The following is a 933-nucleotide window of genomic DNA, read 5'->3' as shown; positions in this document are numbered from 1 at the left end:
AAGATGTGAAATCTATGACAACTCCATATTTACAATCAGTAACTATGTTTTGTATTATTTATAATCTGCTAAGAAATCAGCTGCATTAGAAGCGTCGATAGCAGTAAGCGGTCTAACTAGGTTTTGTTCAGCAAACGTTTCGCCATTAAGTAATCTTTCATATAGGGCAACAACTGCTTCTGCTGTTTTCTTGTTAGAACCTTCAAATCCAACAGATGCTCTAGTAGCTTGACCATTTACGATAGCTTCTAATTGTTGTTGTGTAGCATCTGCTGAGAATATCCCCATATCTGCAGGAATATTTCCGCCTGTAACTGTCATAAATGCTTCGTTAGCACCGATGTCTCCGCCTGCACCTATAGAGCAAACGATTTTAGTATTAGGACTTGCTTGAAGAATTGTTTCCATATTTGCTAAAGCTGTTTGTGCATCAAGTGCTGGCTGTTGTGCAACTACTTTGTATTTGTCTTTTGCAATTTCTTCAAGAGCGCTCAAAATACCAGTTTCTCTTTCAAGAAGGATTGGTGTTTGAGGATAGTTCATGATCGCAACTTCAGCTTTGTTATCTGCTGAGTAATTTTCATTGATAAAGTTCGCTGCTTCTGTACCAATCGCATACCCAAGCTTAGTATTATCAAGAATCCAGTTAAGATCAGTATTTGTCATTGCATCATCCCAGCTCATAACTTTAATTCCTGCATCTCTAGCTTGTTTTAAGTAATCTTCGATAGCATTTGGATCTGAAGGATGTACCATGATTAAATCCACTTGGTTTGTAATAAAGTTCTCAATTTGTTGAATCTGTGTCGCTGAGTTATCATTACATGCAAGGATTGTATAACCCCATCCTTTATCCTTCATAAGCTTTTCAACTTCTCCAAATACACCTGCCCAGTAACTGTTTTCAAGAGACTGGATTGTAATACCCACTCT

At 37.5% G+C, this 933-nt stretch carries 1 protein-coding gene; it reads right to left on the bottom strand.

Annotation, left to right across the window (positions count from 1 at the left end; all coding sequences use genetic code 11):
• Positions 1-54: 54 nt before the first annotated feature.
• Positions 55-933: sugar ABC transporter substrate-binding protein (locus tag BN3326_RS00065; protein WP_069997099.1), on the bottom strand; the 879-nt coding region annotated here is incomplete at its 5' end.

Origin of the sequence: Cellulosilyticum sp. I15G10I2 (genome assembly GCF_900095725.1) — a bacterium.
Taxonomy (GTDB): domain Bacteria; phylum Bacillota; class Clostridia; order Lachnospirales; family Cellulosilyticaceae; genus FMMP01.
The sequence above is the reverse complement of the archived record's forward strand: the minus strand, read 5'-3'. Positions and strand labels throughout refer to the sequence as shown.